Annotated in this window: 3 protein-coding genes and 2 pseudogenes; 3 read left to right on the forward strand and 2 right to left on the reverse strand. The window is 61.7% G+C overall.

Annotation, left to right across the window (positions count from 1 at the left end; translation table 11 throughout):
- Together AAC083_RS15150 and AAC083_RS15155 are read right to left on the reverse strand one after the other, a co-directional pair.
- Positions 1–304: pseudogene (locus AAC083_RS15150) on the reverse strand (oligosaccharide repeat unit polymerase); the annotation flags it as partial.
- Positions 292–1,611 (reverse strand): lipopolysaccharide biosynthesis protein, encoded by a 1,320-nt coding sequence (locus AAC083_RS15155; RefSeq protein WP_042034149.1) that lies wholly within the window; start codon positions 1,609–1,611, stop codon positions 292–294. The pseudogene AAC083_RS15150 and the gene AAC083_RS15155, both read right to left, overlap by 13 nt.
- A gap of 302 nt (positions 1,612–1,913) precedes the next feature.
- Between AAC083_RS15155 and AAC083_RS15160 the strand changes: the two genes are divergently transcribed.
- From AAC083_RS15160 to AAC083_RS15170, 3 genes and pseudogenes are all read left to right on the forward strand, one after another.
- The gene (locus AAC083_RS15160; protein ID WP_108535372.1) at positions 1,914–2,681 is read left to right on the forward strand and encodes an acyltransferase; all 768 of its coding nucleotides are present in this window, start codon (positions 1,914–1,916) and stop codon (positions 2,679–2,681) included.
- Complete coding sequence (locus tag AAC083_RS15165) at positions 2,678–3,877, forward strand: glycosyltransferase (protein WP_181364583.1); 1,200 nt, start codon at positions 2,678–2,680, stop codon at positions 3,875–3,877. Before AAC083_RS15160 ends, AAC083_RS15165 begins: the two co-directional genes overlap by 4 nt.
- An 83-nt stretch (positions 3,878–3,960) precedes the next feature.
- Positions 3,961–4,375, forward strand: a pseudogene (locus AAC083_RS15170) (hypothetical protein); the annotation flags it as partial.

Here is a 4,375-nt window from a genome sequence, read left to right on the forward strand (position 1 = left end):
GGCTCCAGTAGGGTTTGATCCGCCCGGTCAGCAAAATGTGCCAGACCAGTGCGCCAATGGCGGCCAGCGAGAACAGCAGCGGTATCTTGAGGGGATAGAGCTGGGGAAACACCTCATGCAGACGAAAGAAAGAGAAGGTGACAAACCCCAGCACCATCAAAAATGGCCAACGCAGGGCGAACCAGATAGCAGGGATAGCCAGGCCAATCACCGGCATCAGCAGGGGATGAGGCAGACGCCACCAGAGCCCCGCCACCAGCAGGCTGACGGCCAGCCCCCACAGTGCATGGCTCAGGCGACCCATTGCCCTGCCCACCACTGACCCAGCCACATCATGGCCAACGACCCAGCGCTACTCGCCCAAAGCATAGAGAGGCGATATGGCAACGGCAGCAACCGCTGGCTCACCAGATAGAAGGCCAACGCCCGCACCATGTAGACCAACAGCAGGGTCCAGATCACCCCGCCCACCCCGAACTGCGGGATTGTGAGCAAAAAGCCAGCCACGCCAAGCGCACTGCAGCCCAGATTGATGAACATTTGCGCCTTACTCTCCTCGCCGCTGAAGCAACCGACATTGAGCAGATCGGAAACATTGCGCACCGCCATTCCCAACACTAACAACGGGATATAAGCGATGGCCCCGTGATAGCTCTGCGGAGTGAGCCAGTGAATGAGCAAGGGAGCCGTGAGACCGACCACCCCGGCAGTGGCAAAACCCAACACCGACCCCAACACGCTGTAGTGCGCATTGAGGCGCAAGCCATCCGGTTCCTTGAGCAGCATGAAGCGGCGGGGATACCACCAGAGGGCAAAGGGCTGCAGCAAGAGCCCCACCGCCAGCGCCAGCTTGCCAGCCACCGCATAGTAGGCCAGCAGAGTCTCGCCAACCACGTCTGCCAGCAACCAGCGATCCAGCCCGCTCAGAGCAAAGCCAGCCAGCCCGCTCACCACCAGTGGCATACCGTAACGCATCAGGGGACGATAGGATTGCCAGTCAAAGCGGATCCCGCTATCTCGCCACTGCCACAGGCTGAGCAGCAGGGCCAATGCGATGCAGGTCAGGGTGCCGGAGGCAAGCACCCCGCTCACACCCCAGCCCAACCAGAGCCACCAGCCCGTCAGCAGGGACTGGATCACAGCCTTGCCAGCCGTGACCACAAAGAAAAGGCGGGCCTGATTGCGCATCCGCAGCCACGCCAACGGCACCCCGATCACCCCCTCGAACGGCAGGGCACTGAGCACCCAGCGCACATCGGCCAAGCGGGTCTCCGCCGGCAGCAGCCGCTGTACCTGCGGGGCCAGCAACCAGAGCACCACCAGACTGGCCAGCGCAATGACCCATACCAGGCCAAACACCCGCGCCACCACTTGTTTACGTTCGGCGTCGTTCTGTGCCATGCCAGCGAAGCGGTAGAGGGCGTCCACCAGACCGAAGCCGAGAATGAGTGAGCCCAGATTGATGATGGTCAGTAACACCTCCAGCTGGCCATACTCGCGAGGCAGCAACTGATGGGTCAGCACCGGCAGCATCAGCAGGGAAATGCCCTTCATCAGCAGTAATCCGACCGCGTAATAGAGCATGGCTATCTGGTTCACACCAAGTTTCATAGGGCCTCCCAGCCACCAGGCAACACGCCCTGGGTCATGTACCGCCAATGCAAAGGGCACGCCAGACAGCATATATGACGATAATCCCCTGTTTTCCTGAGTCCTACACTCACAGCAAAGCATATTAGGTCCAAAATGAGACTGTTATTTGCGTTTTGCAGCACGGATAGCGCAATTTGCATATCCCCCTGCCACGCCCACCACCATCAGCCCCTCATCTGCAGGACGCGCCCGATTGGCGCGATCCATGCTAGTCCCTGACAGGTCGGCCAAACGGCAGATGAGAATAAGGAGACGACACAATGAACAGCATCAGCATGTACCGGATGAAAGCGTGGGCCAAACAGGGCGAGTCGGCGCAAGCCCGCTTTGTATGGCGGTTCGCCAAGGGCGCACGCAGCTGGTCCTTTCCACTGATTCCTCCTCTTCATCGCCTGCTTTATCGCCTCTACAAGTTGGGCAGCCAGAGCCTGTCGCCCCTGACCCGTTCCTTTTGGTGGACACCGCTGTTCCAGTCACGCCTGAAAGCGCCCGCCCCCCGCCTCTATCTTTATGGCGGCATCCCCTTTATCAGCGGGCCCGTGTCAATCCAAGTCGGCTCCGACTGCCGCCTCAGCGCCGCCATGACCATCAGCGGCCGCCCGTCGAGCAAGGATCCGCAACTGACGATCGGCAACAATGTCGGTATCGGTTGGCAGACCACCATTGCGGTGGGTAGCAAGGTGGTATTGGGGGATAACGTACGGATCGCCGGGCGTGCCTTTCTTGCAGGTTACCCGGGGCACCCGCTGGACGCTCGGGCCCGGGCCCAGGGCCTGCCTGATCAGGACGAGCAGGTGGGCGACATCGTCCTGGAGCAGGATGTCTGGCTCGGTACCGGTGTCATGGTGATGGCAGGTGTCACCATTGGAGCGGGCACTGTGGTCGCCGCAGGCAGCATAGTGACCCACAATCTACCTGCCGGAGTGCTGGCCGCCGGGGTACCAGCTCGGGTACTGCGCCCTCTCGACACCCAAGATAGCCACGACATCCTCGCGGCCCCCACTCTCACAGAGGAGAACCGGACATGATGCAACCGACAGCACAGCCACAACTGGTGGTTCTGGGCGAAGATTGGGGCCAGCACCCCTCCAGCACCCAGCATATGATCAAGCGCCTGCTGCCGGACTATCAGGTGCTCTGGGTCAACTCCATCGGCATGCGCCGCCCCCGCTTCAATCTGCACGATCTTGGCCGCCTAGGGCGCAAGCTGGGGGCCGTGCTAGGTCTCTCGGCCAAGCGGGAAGAGGCGGTACAGTCACACCAGGCGCAACCACGCCCCAAGGTGCTGCCTCCGCTGGCGCTGCCCCTGCCCGGTAGCCGCCTGGCGGGCAGAATAAACGGTCACTGGCTTGCCGCCCAGATCCGCCGCCAATTGCCCGATCTTGACCGTCCTCTACTCTGGATCTCGCTGCCCAGTGCCGTGGATCTGGTCGGTAAGCTCGGCGAGCGCGCGGTGATCTATTACTGCGGCGATGACTTCTCGGCACTGGCAGGCGTCGATCATGATGCCATTGCCCGTTGTGAGGCCAGACTGGTTGAAAAAGCGGATCTCATCCTGGCCGCCAGCCCGGCGCTGGCCAGCCGCTTTCCTCCCCACAAGACTCGACTGCTGAGCCACGGGGTCGATCTCGATCTCTTTATGCCGCCCCAATCGCGCCCGGCGGATCTGCCAAGTGGACGCCCCATCGCCGGTTTTTACGGCAGTCTGAGTGACTGGATCGACATCCCTCTGTTAGCAGAGACAGCCCGCGCCCTACCCCACTGGGACTTAGTGCTGATAGGGCCGCAAAAAACCGACCTCAGCGCCTTGGTGGGAATACCCAATATTCACCTGCTCGGGCCCAGACCTCACCACACCCTGGCCGCCTATGCCCAACACTGGCAGGTTAGCCTGCTCCCCTTCGTCGACAACGCCCAGATCCGTGCCTGCAACCCCCTCAAGCTGCGGGAGTATCTGGCGGTAGGGCGGCCCATCGTCAGCACCGACTTCCCGGCGCTCGATGATTATCGGGAGCTGGTGCACTTGCCCCGCCCCGGTGACAATCTTGCCCAGGCAATCAACCGCGCCGCCTTTGATGAACACGGTCCGGACTGGTTCCAGCGCAATGAGTGGGAGACGCTGACCCACTCCCAGGGATGCCATGCCCGTCAGCAGACAGTGGCAACACAAAGCTGGGATCATAAGGTCGATGAACTGAAAACCTGGCTGGCAGCATTGATATGACAGGAGGGGCGGGAATGCGAACTCGCTTGCCATGGATCCCTTGGCTACTGCTGGCACTGTTCCTCATCGGCGGGGAGCCTGTGATGGCAGCGAGCCATCTGGCGGGACTTGTCCCATTGCCACTGACTGGCGACAAGACGCCCCAGCGCCTCACCTTCGACACAGTCCCCTGGCCCGTCGGTGGAGATGATGAACTGGTGATCGAAGGGCATAATCCCTATTCGCAGACCCAGACGCTCATCCTGCGGGCCGATGACGCGGCGTCAGTCAACTATCGCAGCCGGGTCAATCTGGAGCGGGCCATTGCCCCCGGTCCTTTCACCCTGCGCTTCGCCCTGAGCGACTGGCGCACCGCCCAGCCCAGAGCCCTGGCCCTCGACAAGCTGACCAAACTCTATCTTTTTATGGCCGACGGGGCGCCTCAGCTAACAATTCACCGTTGGTACTGGGAGCCAGGATTAACACTGCCCACCGGCACGGTTGCCCTCGATCTGGGGG

This window comes from Aeromonas sp. HMWF014 (assembly GCF_963878295.1).
GTDB lineage: Bacteria > Pseudomonadota > Gammaproteobacteria > Enterobacterales > Aeromonadaceae > Aeromonas > Aeromonas popoffii.